The sequence below is a fragment of the Vibrio owensii genome, from assembly GCF_002021755.1.
Taxonomy (GTDB): Bacteria; Pseudomonadota; Gammaproteobacteria; order Enterobacterales; family Vibrionaceae; genus Vibrio; species Vibrio owensii.
This window is the reverse complement of the sequence record NZ_CP019960.1, coordinates 1068841-1087983: the sequence shown is the minus strand read 5'-3', so window position 1 is coordinate 1087983 and position 19143 is coordinate 1068841. Positions and strand designations below refer to the sequence as shown.

At 45.3% G+C, this 19143-nt stretch carries 17 protein-coding genes and 4 tRNA genes; 15 read left to right on the top strand and 6 right to left on the bottom strand.

Annotation, left to right across the window (positions count from 1 at the left end):
* Nucleotides 1-44: 44 nt before the first annotated feature.
* The gene (locus A9237_RS21510) at nt 45-1091 is read right to left on the bottom strand and encodes a hypothetical protein (protein ID WP_078610235.1); all 1047 of its coding nucleotides are present in this window, start codon (nt 1089-1091) and stop codon (nt 45-47) included.
* A gap of 490 nt (nt 1092-1581) precedes the next feature.
* On the opposite strand from A9237_RS21510, the gene A9237_RS21500 reads away from it, so the two are divergent.
* The 11 genes from A9237_RS21500 to cobA all read left to right on the top strand — a co-directional run bounded on the left by A9237_RS21500 (nt 1582) and on the right by cobA (nt 11256).
* Nucleotides 1582-1668, top strand: a tRNA-Leu gene (locus A9237_RS21500).
* A gap of 97 nt (nt 1669-1765) precedes the next feature.
* Nucleotides 1766-1841 (top strand) — tRNA-Gly (locus A9237_RS21495).
* Nucleotides 1842-1846: 5 nt separating this feature from the next.
* Nucleotides 1847-1920 (top strand) — tRNA-Cys (locus A9237_RS21490).
* Nucleotides 1921-2100: 180 nt separating this feature from the next.
* A tRNA-Cys gene (locus A9237_RS21485) sits at nt 2101-2174 on the top strand.
* A 427-nt stretch (nt 2175-2601) separates the two neighbouring features.
* Nucleotides 2602-3048: a hypothetical protein gene (locus tag A9237_RS21480; RefSeq protein WP_005440991.1), complete on the top strand. Its 447-nt coding sequence runs from the start codon at nt 2602-2604 to the stop codon at nt 3046-3048.
* Between the two features lie 126 nt (nt 3049-3174).
* Nucleotides 3175-4527 carry a sensor domain-containing diguanylate cyclase gene (locus tag A9237_RS21475; RefSeq protein ID WP_078610234.1) on the top strand — a complete coding sequence of 451 codons (1353 nt, stop codon included), beginning with the start codon at nt 3175-3177 and terminating at the stop codon, nt 4525-4527.
* A 68-nt stretch (nt 4528-4595) separates the two neighbouring features.
* Nucleotides 4596-6077 (top strand): nucleoside hydrolase, encoded by a 1482-nt coding sequence (locus A9237_RS21470; RefSeq protein WP_078609621.1) that lies wholly within the window; start codon nt 4596-4598, stop codon nt 6075-6077.
* A 280-nt stretch (nt 6078-6357) separates the two neighbouring features.
* Complete coding sequence (gene nirB, locus A9237_RS21465) at nt 6358-8922, top strand: nitrite reductase large subunit NirB (RefSeq protein WP_078609620.1); 2565 nt, start codon at nt 6358-6360, stop codon at nt 8920-8922.
* A 13-nt stretch (nt 8923-8935) separates the two neighbouring features.
* Complete coding sequence (nirD, locus tag A9237_RS21460; protein ID WP_005387969.1) at nt 8936-9259, top strand: nitrite reductase small subunit NirD; 324 nt, start codon at nt 8936-8938, stop codon at nt 9257-9259.
* 182 nt (nt 9260-9441) lie between these two features.
* Nucleotides 9442-10290, top strand: coding sequence for a formate/nitrite transporter family protein (locus tag A9237_RS21455; RefSeq protein ID WP_078609618.1), 849 nt, complete (start codon nt 9442-9444; stop codon nt 10288-10290).
* A gap of 207 nt (nt 10291-10497) precedes the next feature.
* The gene (cobA, locus tag A9237_RS21450) at nt 10498-11256 is read left to right on the top strand and encodes a uroporphyrinogen-III C-methyltransferase (protein WP_005440981.1); all 759 of its coding nucleotides are present in this window, start codon (nt 10498-10500) and stop codon (nt 11254-11256) included.
* Between the two features lie 21 nt (nt 11257-11277).
* Here cobA and A9237_RS21445 read toward each other — a convergent pair whose 3' ends face one another.
* Entirely contained in the window at nt 11278-11718 is a 441-nt protein-coding gene (locus A9237_RS21445) for a DUF4174 domain-containing protein (protein WP_005440978.1), read from the bottom strand.
* Between the two features lie 120 nt (nt 11719-11838).
* Here A9237_RS21445 and A9237_RS21440 point away from each other — a divergent pair, with 120 nt between their 5' ends.
* Nucleotides 11839-12330 (top strand): LabA-like NYN domain-containing protein, encoded by a 492-nt coding sequence (locus A9237_RS21440; RefSeq protein ID WP_005440975.1) that lies wholly within the window; start codon nt 11839-11841, stop codon nt 12328-12330.
* Between the two features lie 99 nt (nt 12331-12429).
* On the opposite strand, the gene A9237_RS21435 is transcribed toward A9237_RS21440, so the two are convergent.
* Both A9237_RS21435 and A9237_RS21430 read right to left on the bottom strand, forming a co-directional pair.
* Complete coding sequence (locus tag A9237_RS21435) at nt 12430-13761, bottom strand: anaerobic C4-dicarboxylate transporter (RefSeq protein WP_005440973.1); 1332 nt, start codon at nt 13759-13761, stop codon at nt 12430-12432.
* Nucleotides 13762-14110: 349 nt separating this feature from the next.
* Nucleotides 14111-14299, bottom strand: coding sequence for a DUF2986 domain-containing protein (locus A9237_RS21430; RefSeq protein ID WP_020196844.1), 189 nt, complete (start codon nt 14297-14299; stop codon nt 14111-14113).
* Nucleotides 14300-14371: 72 nt separating this feature from the next.
* Between A9237_RS21430 and A9237_RS21425 the strand changes: the two genes are divergently transcribed.
* The gene (locus tag A9237_RS21425) at nt 14372-14881 is read left to right on the top strand and encodes a GNAT family N-acetyltransferase (protein ID WP_078609616.1); all 510 of its coding nucleotides are present in this window, start codon (nt 14372-14374) and stop codon (nt 14879-14881) included.
* Nucleotides 14882-14965: 84 nt separating this feature from the next.
* Entirely contained in the window at nt 14966-15361 is a 396-nt protein-coding gene (locus tag A9237_RS21420; RefSeq protein ID WP_020196846.1) for a nitrous oxide-stimulated promoter family protein, read from the top strand.
* Between the two features lie 12 nt (nt 15362-15373).
* Here the strand turns inward: A9237_RS21420 and A9237_RS21415 are convergent, their stop codons facing one another.
* Nucleotides 15374-16759 carry an MATE family efflux transporter gene (locus A9237_RS21415; protein WP_078609614.1) on the bottom strand — a complete coding sequence of 462 codons (1386 nt, stop codon included), beginning with the start codon at nt 16757-16759 and terminating at the stop codon, nt 15374-15376.
* 52 nt (nt 16760-16811) lie between these two features.
* Here A9237_RS21415 and A9237_RS21410 point away from each other — a divergent pair, with 52 nt between their 5' ends.
* Nucleotides 16812-17711, top strand: coding sequence for a helix-turn-helix domain-containing protein (locus tag A9237_RS21410; RefSeq protein WP_078609612.1), 900 nt, complete (start codon nt 16812-16814; stop codon nt 17709-17711).
* Between the two features lie 100 nt (nt 17712-17811).
* Here A9237_RS21410 and A9237_RS21405 read toward each other — a convergent pair whose 3' ends face one another.
* Nucleotides 17812-18972 (bottom strand): MFS transporter, encoded by a 1161-nt coding sequence (locus tag A9237_RS21405; RefSeq protein ID WP_078609610.1) that lies wholly within the window; start codon nt 18970-18972, stop codon nt 17812-17814.
* Between the last annotated feature and the right edge of the window lie 171 nt (nt 18973-19143).

The window sequence follows — 19143 nt, the reverse complement described above, 5'->3', positions numbered from 1 at the left end:
GCCAAGCATGAAACTTGGCTCGTTGGTTTGCTTATTACGACGCTTTACAGGCCGACAGCGATTTCCGACATGGTGTCGTTTTGAGAACCTTGAACGTAAATGTATTTGTTTCCAAACCATCCATTCTCTTGGTAGCTGTCAACGCTTACCGATTTTCCATCCGCTAAGGCAATCGACGTATTACTGGAGGTGACTTTACCTTTGTGTTTCGACCCAATGACTTCGCTGTGGCTATAACCGTTACCCATGATGAACGGGTAGTGGTTTGGCATTAAGCTAGCCACTCCTTTACTTTGAGAAGCCATTTTTCCGTCCATAGCTAGATTAGTAGAACAGCTATCGAAACTGCCTGAGCTTGAAGCGCCACATGATGAATGCGCCGCTACAACACCATCGTCTTTTCCGGGCAAGAAGCTTGCGGTCGCTTTTAGGTAGTCGCTGCCGTTACCAACAAAACGAATTCGAGGGATACGGTGGTCTGGTAACATCGCTATTTGGCGAGCGTTTGACACTTTTAGATCATTCAATACACCGGTGTTGTTTTTTGATGGCATATCGCCAAGCCAGAGTGAAATCGCATAACGCATTGCACTGTTTGTCCAGCCACCACCTTCAGTGATGTTAATAACGATATCGCCCAGCTCTGATCCACCACCAGCACCTGCAAAGTCGAAAGTCGCGACAATGTTGAGTGGAGATAGGCCTGCGTTAGTTAACCAGTTTTCTTGGTTATCGAGCAGATGTCTTGCAACTAGGTCGCCAGTTGAGTGGGTTACCAAGACGCAACCCGGCTGGCAAGTCCCGTTTCTTGAGAGCTCTTGCAGCTTCGGCCATACATAATCACTGGCTATTTTTCCTTCAACTCTTTCATGAGAGGGCCAATCAATGCGAGCATCGGCATACTGCATCCAATAGTCTTTCCAATAATCCGCACCTTCTGTTTCAACTTGCGATGGCGCTGGTTTAGTTTGCAGTTGATCGGCTTGGAATCCGTGGATGAGGACCACTTTGTAATCACCAATAGCTGCATTGGAAGCGGTAGGTAAAGCCATTGCCACTGCGAGTGCGGCTAGTTTTGTCATTTTATTCATGATGTTATCAACCTTTGAATGTTTAGTTTCGCCAAAAATAGCGAAGTGGTAATAAGCAAAATACAAACATCAAAATCACTTTTGCTCGAAAGGTATGATTAACGGGATGAATAATAACGATCAACACATCCGATCAGTGAAGTGTTACCGGAGTACAATAATGATAATTTTAATTCCTATAAATGAGATTGCTTGCGGGAGTAATTTATAAAGTTGTTGATAGATTTCTCTTTTTAATCTTTCTGACATTAACTAGAAAGAAAAGCGATGATTGAGTAACAGCAGGTGAAGAGCAGGGTTGGAATGGTTTGATGTGTTTAGGGATTGATCGAATTGACTGAAGAGTGCTCGTCTGAGTCTGCTTTTTAACCGCATGAATAAAAAAGATAAAATTTGTTGTTGACCTAGAATCTTAATCCGTTAAAGTACGCCTCGTTCTCACGGCGAAGGTCGTTAGAGCAGGTGGTGTTACCATCGCATTGATTGCGTTGCCCTGGTGGTGGAATTGGTAGACACAAGGGATTTAAAATCCCTCGACGTTCGCGTTGTGCCGGTTCAAGTCCGGCCCGGGGCACCATCCGAAAATTGAGTGGATGAATTTAATATCCCGCCGTCGATTTGACCGGCCGAGTGTCGGACCATCAATTCCGGCTCGGGGCACCATCTCAAATTATGCGACACTAGCTCAGTTGGTAGAGCGCAACCTTGCCAAGGTTGAGGTCACGAGTTCGAACCTCGTGTGTCGCTCCAGTTGAGGCGCCTTGGCAGAGTGGCTATGCAGCGGATTGCAAATCCGTGGACCTCGGTTCGACTCCGGGAGGCGCCTCCATTCGATAGAGTGAGTACCATCGCATCTCATTATCGAATGTGCGATTAGGTTAGTGTGATTATTTAAATGATTTGAAGCTGATTTAGCTTCTGGCAAGTTTAAATAGAATCTTTCACAACGACCATCGAAAGGGCAATCCCTTACGAAAACCTCAATGTTTCATCTTAGAAGCAACAAAATGGCGCCTTGGCAGAGTGGCTATGCAGCGGATTGCAAATCCGTGGACCTCGGTTCGATTCCGGGAGGCGCCTCCATTATCTTTCCTCGTAACTCAAACATCTTTGTTCCTAAATTAAACCCGAAGCTTCAATTCAGACCTCTGACCATTCAAGAACTTCAGCAAAACTAACTTCTTAAAATTTCGAAAATAAGTGCATTTCATCGCTATTTACCGACGTAAATTCGACATAAGCCTCATTTTACACTTCTCATCACTCTCGTTAGTTCCCAAAATGCACATTCAACTCTATTAACAGAACGTTGTTAATTATAAACTGAGTGCATTGCTAGAATCTAATTGATAACATCATATATAACGTTTTGTTAATATATAACATTTTGATTTTAGCTCAGGATGAGCCCATTTTGTTTTAGGGAGAAGTACACGTGTTATGTCATTTAAGCAGGCGATTCGTAGCCTTATTGTTGGGTGCTACGTCATTTACTGCTTTTGCCGCGTCTATGGCTAGCTATCCGGAAGGGTGGCAGGAATGGCCAGTTGTTAAAGAGTCACAAAACCTACCTGCAGACACGATTCTGCCTCCAGACACCTCATTGTTTATTCAAGAATCTGTTCGTGCTTACAGTTGGATTAATAACGGACAAGGATCACCACTTACGATCCGTGTGAATCCGAAAAAGATTGAACAGTACAAAACCCATGGTCCATACACAGATGGTCCTACGGCAGTCGCGATTTCCGAGGTCGATGGCATTGTTTGGGTAACAGAACACATCGGTGGTATGGCGATTTATGGAAGTTACGATCGTCAGGGCAAAGATATTAGCCACACACATCCTTCATTAGAGCCTTCATTTTGCCAAAGTTGCCACACTACGTATCAAGACATTTGCATTAATGGTACGTGTGCAGAGCCAGTTTTGGGCGTTTATAAAGATAAGCAGTAGTTTATTGTGAGTAATCGAGTTTTCGGCTGGTTGACGATTAACCAGATGCTATTTGTTTCGCATTTGGTGTTGGTTCTGTCCATCATCCTAGGTCTGTCTTTCACGCGTTTTCAGAGCGAATGGAACATGCGTATTGAGCATGCCGCCACCATGGCGAAAACTCATCTTTCTTCTCAAATGACTTTCCTTTCGGGATCGATTGCGGGTCGCAATTACGCTAACTTGATGATGCCATCGACTAAGGCCAATTTGAGCGCGATAGACGATCTGCTCTTTATCGAAATTTCCGGCGTTTCCGATTACAAAACCCAGACAGTTGCTGTCCGTTACTTGGCGGAGTCCAATCAGGTGTGGCGTATCGATGTGAGCGACCTTGAAGTCAATGTCTTGAAAGACCAAAAGGGCAACTTAGTTCGAATGTTGTCCATGACGCCGGAAAAAGACGAGATCAAGCGTAATAAGCTGCAATATTTGATAAACAAGACCAACGTTGATTTAGAGGCGTTGCAAGCGAGTCAGTTACTCAATCGTAATACTGAACTGCCTTGGAATAAGGACTATCTGCGCCAGACGGATTTTTACTACGATTCGACACTTTCGGTACTTCACGTCTGTTTACCGCTACGCAATATTAATGGCGGTTACATTTGGGCAGTGCTAGATGCAAGTGATCTCGACACTATTAAAGTCACCTTGATTAAAGAGCTGATCAACGAAGCCTTGATTGCCGCGCTTATTTCAATGGTACTGATCTACATGGTGACAATGTGGATTGTGAGCCCGCTTAAACGCTTGTCTCAATCAATGAAAAAAGACATTGAGAAGATCGATCAATCACACATTCCGGAGATCAAACGCTCGGATGAAATCGGCGAACTCGCTCGTTCATATTCAAGCTTAATTACCAAAATTAAGAACCAATTAAGGGTGCTTCGCCAGCAAACTGATACCGATACCTTGACTGGAATTGGTTCTCGCTATTTGTACAAGCGCAGTGCGCCTGTCTTTGTTCATGACACTCTGGGTCACATGAAGTACGCCTGTTTCGTCTTGTGTGATATCGATAATTTCAAAAAGTTTAATGATACTTACGGGCACACCGAAGGGGATAACGCCTTATGTGATGTCGCGGAAGTCTTCCGTTCTCATTTAGGTAAAGACCAGCCCTCGTTTCGTTTAGGTGGCGAAGAGTTTGCTTTGCTTGTCTATGGCAATACGTTAGAGGTGTTGAACTCCAAAGTTGAACACTTAAGACAAGCGGTCGAAACCCTCGCCATACCACACATCAAAAACCTACCTTCTGAAGTCGTAACGATTTCGGTTGGAGCGGTTCCATTAACCCGCGCCGCGTCTCATCCTAACTTGAACGACTGTGAGAAAGCACTTGAGCGGGCCTTTGAAGTTGCCGATAAGAACCTATACGCAGCAAAAGATAAAGGACGAAACGTTGTCATTATGGCGGAACCCATCACGCTGTAGTTTTTAGTTTCATTGAATTTAATTCGGCCACTCGGCTATTTAAGACCAAAGAAGAGAAAGGAGTCTCGATGCACAACATCGGAGAGGATAAGCATACCTGTCGCCCACAAACACGTGTCTGGGTTGATACAGACATCACTATAGGCCATCACGACGGTTTTAAGCTGTGTGATGTTGACGATGGCTACGCACTAGGGTTATTGCTCAGAAGCCAAGAAGTCGACATTGTTGGCGTGAGTTCTACACTTGGCAATTGTGATGACATTAAAGTTACTACGGACATCGCTCGATCTTTTATTAGCCAGTTTGGACCAACTTACCTCAGCGTTTCTCAAGGAAGCGCCACTTACTTTGATTCTGCCGAAGATATTCCACAAGCAGTCTATGATCTGGCTGCTGAGTTAAAGCAAGAACCTCTGACTATTCTCGCTATCGGTGCGTTGACCAACATCGCCTTATTGATTCGTCATTTTCCGGAACAGGCCAAAAACATTGAGAAGGTGGTATGCGTTGCGGGCAGGCGAAGCACCGAGCAGCACTTTGTTGCTGGTAAGCGTCAGCCAAGGCCGTTTCGTGACCTGAACTTTGAGGTGGACCAAGCTGCATTTCAAGTACTCCTTGATAGCGATGTTCCGGTGACTTTAGTTCCGTTTGAAGCCTGCGCTCAAGTTTGGGTCGATTTTAAAGAACTTCATAAGATGAGCCATGGCAGTAGTCTTAGTCACTTCTTAGAGTCGCATTCCATTGCATGGTGTACTGAGTGGGAAGTGGTGTTTGGTTCTAAAGATGGCTTTATTCCTTTTGATATGGTGGCTGCGGCCTACGTGGTGAATCCTGAGTGGTTTGTTTCTCACGCTTGGAAGTCCAAGGTGGAGATCGCAGCAAGTGATACGGACAAACACAAAGAGAAAGCTTATCTGGTTTGCAACGAATCGATAGAACAGGGACGAGAGGTCGACTATGTGGTTGAAGTATCACCAGATGCGGAACCGGAAATGCTTAAGCGTTTAGGGGAGCGTGATATTGGCGCATTTGTACTTGGTTTATCTCATATAAACGTCATTGTCGACGATGTTGATACGGCGGCTGATTACTATCAGCGAGTACTCGGTTTTGAACGCGCACTTGATGCTCAGGGGCAAAAGATGGATTACCGCGGCGTGAGTATGGCCGAGTTTAACCAAGATGCGGGTTTAGCTGGACAAGACGTCATCGTTGACGTGCTGTTTGTGAAGCATCCGTATGCATCGGTTTATCTGGAACTGATGAAATACCATTCGCCTGTTGGTGCGACGGCTATACCGCCTCAACCAAGAACCTATGATCTTGGTGGTCCTCGACATATTGCACTCGAAGTTTCCAACTGTGGTGAGGTATTTCGATACTTAAAACAGCAAGAGGGGGTCACTATGATTGATGAGTCTAAAAGTTACCAGCCAGAAAAATTGAATGGCTTCCCGATCACCTTTTTCTATTGGATAGACAAATACGGTATTCAATGGGAGATGGAAGAAGGGCGTAGAGTAGGGACATCACGCGGTATTATTTAGCGTGACCCTATAAAATCCACTCAAATGTGATTAAAAAGCAAGCGGTTAGTCGCTTGCTTTTTCTTTGTTATGAAGAAATGTGACAAATATGTTGAGTTCATTTCGGCTGGATTACATGAATTTTGTTTAAATTACGAAAGCAAAGGTTTAAACACTGTTTAAAAACTGCTCCTACCCCTTTAGGGTAGTTTAATTCCGTAATTGATTTACATCATGTATTAATTTTCTTTCACAATTAACAATGCGCTCAGTGATAAGAACCTAACCCTTAGGAAGTACAATGAGCAAGTTGAAGCTAGTAGTCATCGGTAACGGCATGGTAGGCCACCGTTACATTGAAGACTTAGTCGAGAAAGCTGATATGTCTAATATGGACATTACGGTTTTCTGTGAAGAACCTCGTGTCGCATACGACCGTGTGCACCTTTCCTCTTACTTTTCTCACCATACTGCAGATGAACTTTCTTTAGTGAAAGAAGGCTTCTACGAGAAACACGGTATTAACATGCTGATCGGCGAACGCGCGATTAACATCAACCGTGAAAACCGCATTGTTTACTCAAGCACTGGTCGCGAAGTTCAATACGACAAGCTGATTCTTGCTACTGGCTCATTCCCATTTGTTCCACCTATCAAAGGTCACGAAAGCAAAGACTGTTTTGTTTACCGTACTATCGAAGATCTTAAAGCGATCGAAGCGTGTGCGAAGAAGAGCAAATCAGGCGTTGTTGTCGGTGGTGGTCTGCTAGGTCTTGAAGCCGCGGGCGCATTGAAAGCTCTGGGTGTAGAAACACACGTTGTTGAGTTCGCACCAAAGCTAATGGCAGAGCAACTTGACCTTGCTGGTGGTAACCAACTTCGTCAAAAGATCGAGCGTATGGGCGTGAACGTTCACACCAGCAAAAATACGCTTGAGATTGCGGCAGAAGGCACAAACGCACGCAATGTTATGCGTTTTGCTGACGGTTCAGAGCTAGAAACAGACTTCATCGTATTCTCTGCAGGTATTCGTCCACAAGACAAACTAGCACGCCAAATGGAGCTAGAAGTGGCACCTCGTGGCGGTGTTGCTATTAACGACCATTGTCAGACTACTGATGAGAACATCTACGCTATCGGTGAATGTGCGTCTTGGAACGAAATGTTCTACGGCCTTGTTGCTCCTGGTTACAAGATGGCGACAGTTGCTGTTGATCACCTTCTAGGTAACACAGAAAGCAAATTCGAAGGCGCTGACATGTCTGCGAAGCTGAAACTTCTTGGCGTGAAAGTAGGTTCAATTGGTGACGCGAACGGTCGTACTGAAGGCTGTAAGAGTTACGTTTACCAGAACGAAGAACAAGAAGTTTACAAACGTCTTATCGTTTCTGAAGACAACAAGAAACTGCTTGGCGCGGTTATGGTTGGCGATACGTCTGACTACGGCGACCTGCTTCAACTTATGTTGAACGAAATCGACCTACCTGAGCACCCAGATGCGTTGATCCTTCCTGCACACGCAGGCGCTGAGAAACCAGCACTAGGTGCAGACGCTCTTCCAGAAAGCGCAGTGATTTGTTCATGTTTCGACGTGACAAAAGGCAAGATCGCACAAGCGGTTGCTGATGGTCACCACACATTGGGCGACATCAAAGCAGTGACTGGCGCAGGCACAGGCTGTGGTGGTTGTATTCCTCTAGTGACGTCTGTTCTAAATGCTGAGCTTGCTAAATCTGGTATCGAAGTGAAGAACGACGTGTGTGAGCACTTTGCATACTCACGCCAAGAGTTGTTCCACCTAATCCGTATCGAAGAGATCAAAACGTTTGATGAGCTTCTAGAGAAATACGGTAAAGGTTACGGCTGTGAAGTTTGTAAACCATTGGCTGGTTCTATCTTGGCTTCTTGCTGGGGTGAGCACATCCTTAAGCCACAACTGGTTAAGCTGCACGACACGAACGATAACTTCCTAGGTAACATCCAAAAAGACGGTACTTACTCTGTTATCCCACGTATGGCGGGTGGTGAAGTAACACCTCAAGCATTGGGTGCGCTAGCGAACGTTGCTGCAGAATACAACCTATACACCAAAGTAACCGGTGCTCAACGTATTGGTCTGTTCGGTGCTCAAAAAGACGATCTTCCAGAGATCTGGCGCAAGCTTATCGATGCTGGCTTCGAAACAGGTCAAGCGTACGCAAAAGCACTTCGTATGGCGAAGACATGTGTGGGCTCTACTTGGTGTCGTTACGGTGTTCAAGATTCTGTTGGTCTAGGTTCTTACATCGAGAACCGTTACAAAGGCATCCGTACCCCTCATAAGATGAAGTTCGGTGTTTCTGGTTGTACTCGTGAGTGTGCGGAAGCACAAGGTAAAGACCTTGGCATTATCGCGACTGACGCAGGTTGGAACATGTACGTATGTGGTAACGGCGGTATGAAACCTCGTCACGCAGACCTACTTGCAAGTGACCTAGATAAAGAAACGCTAATCAAGTACATCGACCGCTTCATGATGTTCTACATCCGTACTGCTGCGCCACTACAACGCACATCTGTTTGGATGGAAAACATGGAAGGTGGCGTTGACTACCTACGCGAAGTGATTGTTAACGACAAGCTTGGCATCAACGTTCAACTAGAAGCTGACGTAGCGAAGCTTGTAGACGAGTACGAGTGTGAGTGGACTGCGACCATCAACGACGAATCACAACTGACTCGTTTCGCGCACTTCATCAACTCTGACAAGCGCGATGAAAACGTCGTGTTTGTACAAGAGCGTGAACAGCACCGCCCAGCAACCTTCACGGAAAAACACCCTGAAGCGAAAGGCGACATCCTACACGTAGCGATCACTGAAGCATAAGGGAAGGTTGATTATGTCATTTGAAAAGATTTGCCAAATCAGCGACATCGTACCGGGCACGGGTGTTTGTGCACTGGTTGATGGTCAGCAAGTTGCGGTATTCCGCCCAACACAAGCAGAAGAAGTGCTGGCGATCAGCAACACAGACCCGTTCTTCCAATCAAACGTACTTTCTCGCGGTTTGATTTGTGAGCACCAAGGCGAGCTTTGGGTGGCTAGCCCACTTAAGAAGCAACGTTTTAACCTGACAACAGGTGCGTGCATGGAAGACGAGCGTTTTAGCGTGAAAGCGTACAAAACGCGCGTAACCAACGGCGAAGTAGAAATTTCTGCATAAGCTTGGTTTCCATTCCCTCCTCTCCTCTAAGGGGGAGGGAATGAACCGAAATCTAGATTTAATAGGTAAAGGCTTTCCGTGGTTCATCTGCGGGGACAGGGAAGCTAGGTGTTACTCAGCGGCAAGCCTTTCTCTATTCAATCTTTAATTTTTAACTTTCACTTTTGAATAAGGACACATTCATGTCTACTGATTATAAGCCTGCAGAATTCGTTCAAACCATGATCAACGTGGGTGAAGCGAAAACCAACACTAGCACTCGCGATTTGCTACTTCGCGGTACTATGGCGGGTATCATCCTATCGCTAGCCGTTGTCGTTGCTATTACCACTATGGTTCAAACCGGTATTGGCATCGTAGGTGCGCTTGTCTTCCCAGTTGGTTTCGTGATTCTAAGTGTGATGGGTTACGACCTAGTAACCGGTGTTTTTGGTCTAGCGCCTCTGGCTAAGTTTGCAAACCGTCCTGGTATCACTTGGGGTCGTATCTTCCGTTGTTGGGGTCTTGTAGGCTTGGGTAACCTTATCGGTTCTCTAATCGTTGCTTACCTTGTGGCTATCTCACTAACAGGTAACTTCTCTCTAGAACTGAACGCAGTAGCGAAGAAATTTGTCGCTGTTTCTACCGCGCGTAGCCTTGGTTTTGAAAACATGGGTATGGACGGATGGATCACGTGTTTCGTACGCGGCATCTTCTGTAACCTAATGGTATGTCTAGGCGTTATCGGCAACATGACAGCACGTTCAGTATCTGGTCGCGTAGCAATGATGTGGTTCCCAATCTTCATCTTCTTCGCTCTAGTATTCGAGCACACAGTAGTAAACATGTTCCTATTCCCACTAGGTATGATCCTAGGTGCGGATTTTGGTATCGCGACTTGGTTGAACTTCAACCTTATCCCAACCATCCTAGGTAACATTGTTGGTGGTCTAGTAATGACTTGTATTCCACTGTACCTAACTCACGCTAAAACTGCGCCTTCTATCAATGCTGAAGAAGAAGTAAAAGCACAACCTGCAATGGTTAAATAACCATTCACTGGTAATTCGCTCAATATGGTCCCGCTTCTGGATGGGCGGGACTATTCTTTAACTTGGATTTCAATTTTTAACTTTCACTTTCGCGACATATTTTATTGGTTTAGCTATAAAAAGTAATAACTCCTTAGAGTGGTTTTAGCCCTAAGTGCATAACGCGAGTGTTACTTTTTATATCTAAATTTTTCGATAGGCGTTGATATGACTACTGCTCACTCATCTTTAAACAGCGGCTTTGTTTCTCTTGTTGGTGCAGGTCCTGGTGACCCCGATTTGCTAACAGTAAAAGGCTTAAAAGCCATTCAAGCGGCAGAAGTGGTTGTGTACGATCGATTGGTGTCGAAAGACATTCTTGAATTGGCTCACGCATCAGCAGAGATGATTTACGTAGGAAAAAAATTGGACTTTCACTGTGTGCCTCAAGATCAAATCAACCAAATCTTGGTGCAAAAAGCGCAAGAAGGTAAGCGTGTTGTGCGTCTGAAGGGCGGTGACTCATTTATCTTTGGCCGTGGTGGTGAAGAGCTAGAAGAACTAGCGGAATTTGGTATCAAATACGAAGTGGTTCCGGGTATCACAGCAGCAGCGGGTGCAACGGCTTATGCTGGTATTCCATTAACACATCGCGACCATGCGCAAAGCGTTCAATTCATCACTGGTCACGTACAAAAAGATGGTCGTGAGATTGAGTGGCATTCATTGGCGCAATCCAACAACACACTTGTGTTCTACATGGGTTTAAAGCAAAGCGGCCATATTATGGATAAGCTGATCACTCATGGGTTAGATCCTGAGATGTCATGCGCCATTATTGAAAACGGTACGCGCCCAGAGCAGCGCGTGTTCCAAGGAAAGTTGAACGAGCTATCGAGCATGGCAGAGCAAGCCGTGAGCCCAGCATTGATTGTGGTTGGTAGCGTTACACAGCTGCACAACAAATTGGATTGGTTCGGCAAGTAATCGAAGACGTAATCCTAAGCATTAGATCGCGCAAGGACTGCGTTTCTGCTGCATCTCTCTTTTACGCATTGGCATTTCATCAATCAGATTGTTGATGAATTGCCAATCGGTCTTCGCTCCCCAGCGGTGTTTCTCTTCACCATCTTTACCTAATAGAATCGCCGTGTGTTGGCCTTGTTTCACTTCGTAAAGTTTGGCCAACATTTTCAAATCAAACTCTTCTTTAAGCCATGATGGTTGCGTGTAACCGTCTTCAGCAATAACGAGCGTAATAACGTCACGGTCTTCTAGTTCACATTCATTCATCAGTGCTTCAAGCAAAAACTGCTTAACATGATCGTCATTGGCAGGGGCGAAATACAGCACGCTACGGTGCGGCCAATACTGAGAGTGCGCTGGATATCCAAATGCAGCACTTGATATGAGGCATGAAAGCAACAGGGCAATGGTCGTCTTGTTCATGGCTTCACTCCTTGAAACTCGAATATCAAGTTATACGATAAGTTTAGTGGAATTAGCTCATTGTGCTTTGAGCCAAAGTGGCATAGGGTATGCGACAAACAAATAAAGCGTATTAAGAAGATGAATTCGGATAGCAACAAACAAAAGATCGCAATCTTGGTCGATGTACAAAACGTGTACTACACCTGTCGTGAAGCGTACCGCAGCAATTTTGATTACAACCAGTTTTGGTATGTTGCGACACAAGGGAAAGAAGTGGTGAGCGCACGAGCTTATGCTATTGCGAGTAACGACCCTAAGCAGCGTCAGTTCCACCATATTCTTCGTGGTGTCGGATTTGAGGTGATGTTGAAACCTTACATTCAACGCCGTGACGGCAGTGCGAAAGGCGACTGGGATGTAGGTATCACGCTAGATGCGATTGAGATTGCGCCGGAAGTGGATGAAGTGATTCTCGTATCTGGCGATGGTGATTTCAGTTTGTTGGTGGAACGCATTCAGCAACGCTTCAACAAGAAAGTTACGGTCTATGGTGTACCAAGGCTCACTTCACAAACCTTGATTGATTGCGCGGACCATTTTGTTGCTGTCGATGACGACTTTCTTCTTTAAGTTTTGCTTGCGCAATAAACAGATAAAAGAAAAGGGCGAGTCACTTCAGGCTGTACGCAAACGTACAATGACTCGCCCCTTATTTCTGATTTAGATTATTTACGAAGGAATGATCATTTGCCCTAGTAAGTAACCTAAACAACACGCACCAATCACGCCGATTAAACCCACAGACATGAATGAGTGGTTGAAGTACCACTTACCAATCTTAGTTGTACCTGAGGTATCGAAGTTCACAGTCGCGATATCTGAAGGGTAGTTTGGAATAAAGAAGTAGCCGTAAACCGCCGGCATCAAGCCGATAAGCAGTGCTGGCTCCAAACCTAGACCTAAACCGACTGGCAACATCATACGCGCTGTCGCTGCTTGAGAGTTCACCACTACGGAGACGATGAATAGCGCAAGCGCGAACGTCCAAGGGTAGTTGGTTACCATCTCCACGATGCCGGATTTAAATTGAGGCATTGCATATTGGAAGTAAGTATCTGACATCCATGCAATACCGAAGATAGCAATCGCAGCAACCATACCTGATTTGAACACCACGCCATTTGGTACATCGCGAGGATCGGTCTTCGTCGCTAGCAAAATGATACCGCCGAAGCAGAGCATCATCATTTGAATCACAACGGCCATACTGATTGGTTTTGTACCTTCAACGATGGTACGAACCTCTGGCCACATCGCGATAACGACAATCACAAGAATCGATAGGATGAACAGTAGAACAGAGTTACGCGCACTAGACGGCAACACTTCATCCAATGATGTCGCAGTTGTGTTTAAGATCTTGTCACGCCAAACCGGGTCTTTTAGACGCTCTTGATACTCTTCATCGTCTTCTAACTCTTTACCGCGTTTTAGGCTGTATAGAGACATCAACAAGGTACCAAACAAGGTTGCTGGCACGGTAACTAGCAAAATAGAAAGTAGGGTGATCTCGTGTTGGATATCAGACAATTGTGCAAGGTAGTAAACCACTGCTGCTGAAATTGGTGACGCAGTAATAGCGATTTGAGAAGCAACCGATGCTGCTGCCATTGGACGCTCAGGACGAATGCCGTTTTTAAGCGCAACGTCGCCAATGATTGGCATGATAGAGTAAACCGCGTGACCAGTACCAAGTAGGAAGGTCATAAAGTAAGTCACGAACGGCGCAATAAGCGTGACGCGTTTAGGATTCTTACGTAATACGCGTTCTGCCACCTGCAACATGTATTTTAAGCCACCTGCGGCTTCAAGAATGGAGGCACAAGTAACCACCGCGAGGATGATCAGCATTACGGTCACTGGCGGAGACGTTGGAGGCATCTTGAAGATGAAAACCTCAATGACCAAACCAATACCAGAAACGACACCAAGACCAATGCCGCCATACCGTGAGCCGATATACAGCATCACGAGCAAAAATAGAAACTCAAGATACAACATGTTTAATTTCCTTATTAGAAACAGGGACTTCTATTGTTTCGGTATTGAAGGAAAAAATACTTAGCCTTGTTCACATTCCGTTTTATAAGAAACAGCAATGTCCAATAATTGGGAATAACTCACGCTGAGCCGTGTCAGTGTTAATAGCGGTTTGAAAGGGTGTTGAAGGAATGTTTGAATCGTCGTCAGCTAAGGTTACAGCGGTCCATTTTGGTGCAAGGATTTTCAGTGGTTTTGAGCGCTTTTTGGTCTAGATGATAATTTAAACAATAGGCGTTAGATTTTCAGGTGACTTAATGCCAAGTTAACCTTGGTTAAAATAAAAAAGCCGCGTTATGCGGCTTTTCTTTTATGCTTCGTCAGTTGTTTGAGCTTCTTCACTCACTTGCGAAGTTTGCTCAGCTGCTTTTTCTTCAGCTTCCATCTTCGCGCGCTCTGCTTTTGAGATATAGCGAGGCTTGTTGCTCTTATGAAGCTTTGCATTTTGTTTTTTCAACTTCGCTTTTAAGATCGAATTGATTTTCTTCTTGCGGTTCATGGTGTTGGTCCTTTAATTTAGCGGGGCAGGATAGTGATTTTTCCACCAAGTTACAAGCCTAATGGATCCCTTATGAAAACACTTATTACAGAACGCCTGACACTTCGTCTTGTTAGTGTAGAAGATGCGCCGTTTATTTTAGAACTCTACAATCAGCCTGACTTTTATCGCTTCGTCGGTGACAAGCAAATTCGCACCTTGGAAGAAGCAAAACGCTACATTCAAGACAACATGTTAAGGATGCAAGAACTCAAGGGCGTCAGTTTGCTGGTGGTAGAAACCAATCATGATAAACAACCTATAGGTATTTGTGGTTTGGTCAAACGCGACACATTAACGGCGTTTGATATTGGTTACGGTTATCTACCTAGTGCTTATGGCAAAGGTTACGCAAAAGAAGCGGCGCGTGTTGTGGTCGATTTCGCTCGGGACGAGATGAAAATAGAAAACTTGGTCGCCATCACCAATAATGACAATATTCGTAGTATAAGTTTGCTAGAAAAATTGGGTTTTCAGTTTGAACGTGTCGAGCAGACTTACGATAATGGCCGTACATTGCAACTCTATACCATGACGTTGTGACCCGATAAGTGGTAACTAAAGCTTATCGGTTAGTGCCTTATTGTTAAGGTCTCTGAGCCAAAGCTGCTTTAGATAGAGGAAAGAATGAGCGACATTTTATTAGGCAAACTCGCCACAGAATTTAAAACCGTTAAAGCGATGGTGGAGGTTTACTGTAAAGACCACCACGGCACCAAAGGTGAGTTGTGCGCGGAATGTCGTGAATTATTAGAGTACGCGGAAGTGCGGCTTGATCGTTGCCCTTACGGAGAAGACAAGCCGACTTGCAACAAATGTCCGATTCACTGTTACAAGCCAGAGCCTAAAGAGCAAATGCGTTTAGTGATGCGTTATTCAGGGCCGAGAATGTTGCTTAAACACCCAATCTTGGCAATTCGACACTTGATGCATGAAAAGCGCGAGGTGCCTGAAAAACCAGCGGCCAATGCGTCGAATCGCCACAAACGGATGAGTGCAGAGCGCGAAGCTAAGAAATCCTAGCCAACATAAAAATTAAGAAGTTGTCACGACCGTTAAGTTCTTAATCCAATACTTTTGCGTGTATCTGCGGTAACACAATGCTAGTTTCACCACTTCTTCGGCGATCATGAGCGCATAAACGTATTTGAATTCCCAACCTAATACAAACGCAGCAACCGCACACAAAGGCAGGCCTGTCATCCACATCGCGATAAAGTCCATTCGTAAGCAAAAGACGTTATCGCCACCCGCACGAATGATACCGTTGATGATGATCATGTTAAGCATGCGAAGCCAAATCGCGCTGCATAAAATCACCACCGCAGGCGCTGCAAGTGGATAAAGCTCAGGGTTGTCTAAGTTCAAAGCAGCAATGATTAACTCTCGGTTTAGTAGCAGTAACACACCAATCGAAATACCAAACACAAACACCGCTTTAATGAAGAAGCCTGCCATGTGCTGAGCTTGTTCAAAAGCATCACGCCCTAACGACTGCCCAATCATCACTGAACACGCGACCGATATACCAAAGAAGATGGAATAACATAGCGATTCAAACGGGCCTAACATGCTGAATACCGCGAGTTCTGTCGTGCCCATGTGACCAAAAATCATTTGATACACCATGGTGCCAATAGCCCAAAGTAGCGCACCTAAGGTCATTGGGAGCGCTAAGCGGCGGTAAGAGAGCCACAAAGAAGGACGCTCAGAACCTTCTTTCACTTCCAGTAACCAATGCTTACGCCAACGCATGTAGCCAACCATAGCTAGCACTTGGAACAAGCGAGAAATTGTTGTTGCTAGAGCCGCACCCGCAACCCCCATTGCTGGTACACCGAAACCACCTTTGATGAGCCAGAAGTTCAGTGCAATATTAAGAACAATCGTCACCGCGCCCATAAGTAAAGGAGTGACGGTGTCACCGGAAGAGCGCATGCTCGCTTCTAAAACAATAATGATATGAGTGAGTAACAGAACAGGGAACGCATACCAAAGATAGGTGGAGCCGAGTTCGATGACTTGAGTATCGTTGGTTTGTAGACGCATGATAAGTTCGCTACCGACAGTGATTATCAGGGTAACAGGAATCAAGACTTTTAAACCAAATCGAATCGCTATACCAGTAACGGTTTTTGCGCTTACTGCGTCATCACGTCCCCAATATTGAGCCACAAGCGTACCATTTGCAGACGCTAAACCTGCCATGATCATAATCGCGACAAAATGCCATTTTGATGCAATTCCCACAGCTGCGGTTGCTTCTTTACCAAAGTCACTAACCATGAGAACATCAGCCAAGGCGAGAATCGCCACCAACGCACTCTGGATCGCGACAGGGAAACCCAAGCGGATGATCTGCTTCAGTAGCCCGCTAGATAAAGAGTTGTCGCTGTTTTTGATGCCAATATTGTTCGTCATAGTTACTCCTCGAAATTTGTGAGGAATATAAAGCCAATAGGGACAGAAATACATGTGCGAAAAACCACAAAACCTGTGCAAATCCGTCATCGAACAATTTGCCATCAAAACAGAGTGGCACGACGATGTGCATTTAGCACCCGCATGTAAAGAACGATTCCTGACCCTAACTGAAATCCCTGAATGGAAACGAGCTGATATCTTTATGGCGGGGCTGGCTGAACTGCGCGATGGTTACCATGTCGAGCGAGACAAAGTGGGCGTTCATACCTTGCTGTTTACTATTGAAGGTGGCGGTGTTTTGATTACACCGGATTTCGTTAAAGAAATTGAGCCTTATACGCTGACTATTTTGCCCGTAGATACGTGTTTTCGATTTGAAATGAATCCAAGCAAAGGACTCTGGAAGATGGTTTGGCTTCTGCCACAAAATACCGAGGCTTGGCAGCATCTCTCTGACTTGAGGCAAACCGTGGTGCCGTTTAGGGGCTCTGAGCAGGTATGGTCATTGATGACCTTACTCTACAACGAAATAGGGGGACGAACGGGGTTTCGTCAGCTGTTGATCAGTGAAGTGCAACGATTGGTAAAAAGTGTTGAAACCCCAATCAGTACGTCTCTGTCGCGTGTTCAAACACTCTTTAACGAAGTTGAAGGTCAGTTACACTTGCCGTGGACCATTGCTGGAATGGCCAAGCAGTGTTTTATCAGTGAAGAGCAGTTCAACCGTCTATCTAAGCAGCTTTTCAACATGAGTCCGCGAAGCAAGTTAATTGAGCTTCGTATGCACAAGGCCGCCGACTTGTTGCAGTATCCAGCTTGGTCAGTCGCTATGATTGCGAACCGTTTGGGTTATCGCGATCCTTACAACTTCACTCATCGATTTAAAAAGTTCTACGGCACTTCGCCAACACGTTATCGCAAGAGGTTACTGGAGAATCAAAACCAATGAGTCGTTTTGATTTTTTATGACCGATAAAGTAAAGAATTCAGAAACAAAAAAACGAGGGCATTGACCCTCGTTTTTGTTTGTCTTTTTACAGAGGTTTGAATTACAAACCCGCTGCCATTTGATGTTTTGACTTGGTCGCAGCGATTAACATGTAAATGCAGGTTGCAAGCAATGCTGCGAACAGGTAACCCAACAAGCCGTGCATTTGACCCATGAACTTATCAGCAACCACCGGACCTGCTACCGAGCCAACGCTGTAGCTGAACAGCATGACTTGCGTTGCAGACACGATGAAACGCTCGTCCAAACCTTCACAACCCAGATTAATCGCAATTGGGTATAGTGCGAATGTTGCCATGCCCAATAGGAACAGTGCCGCTGCCAATACTACCGCTGACGAAGAAACGAAGGTCAGACCGATAGAGAAAATACCAAGGATACAGAAGAACGCCATTAGCACTGTACGCGCCATGTACTTGTTTAAGGTTGTCACCATTGGTTGAACCAGCATGCCACCTAGGATCACAAGCGCCATTAGAGTGCCAATGTCTTGGTGGCTGATTTTGCGGTTTGCAAGCTCAACAGGCATCAAACCGTAAATCGCACCTAAAGTAAGACCAGACACTACACAACCAATGATCGCAGCGTGACTTAGTTTAGAAATCTGTTTAAACGACAGTGAAGTCGATTCATGGCTGTTTGGTTGTTCACAATCGATGAACAGCAGCACTAGCATTGCCATTAAGATCAGTGTAGTGATGGCAATAAAAGGAACACCGCCGCTCACACCAAGGATACCAATACCAAACTGACCCAGTGCAGAACCACCGTATAGTGACAGCATGTATAGGCTTAAACGTTTAGCGCGTGATGCTTCATCACCAGACATTAGCCATGATTCAACAATGACAAATACGCCAGCGACCGCAATACCTGCGATAAAACGTGCGACAAGCCATACCATGCCGTTAGGAATAATCGGCAGTACGATGATCGTTAGTGAGAATGCAGCTAAGCTACCTACAAACGCTTTACGGTGACCAACGTTGCGAACAATACGTTCAAAGAACATTGCGCCGATCAATAGACCGCCATAGAACACACTCGCCAACCAACTCGCGTAATCAGCAGAGATGTTGTATTCACCAAGCATAAGAGGGATCAAGCTCATCAAATAGCCTGACGCCACTGCATAAAGAGACAGTGCTACGACAGGAACTGTGACTCGTGGTGATGCTGCAGGAATGGCTGTGTTTTCCAATGTTTTGCGCCTATAAGTTAAGTAAAAATCAGGGGTTATTCGGCGCGAATATGAGGCTAATTAATAGGCAAGTAAAACGATATATTTGAGTCGTTTCGACAAAAGAAATTTATCGAAATTCTATGGGGAAATGCTGCATAAAAACGCCAGCCTGTAAGCGAGGCTGGCGGA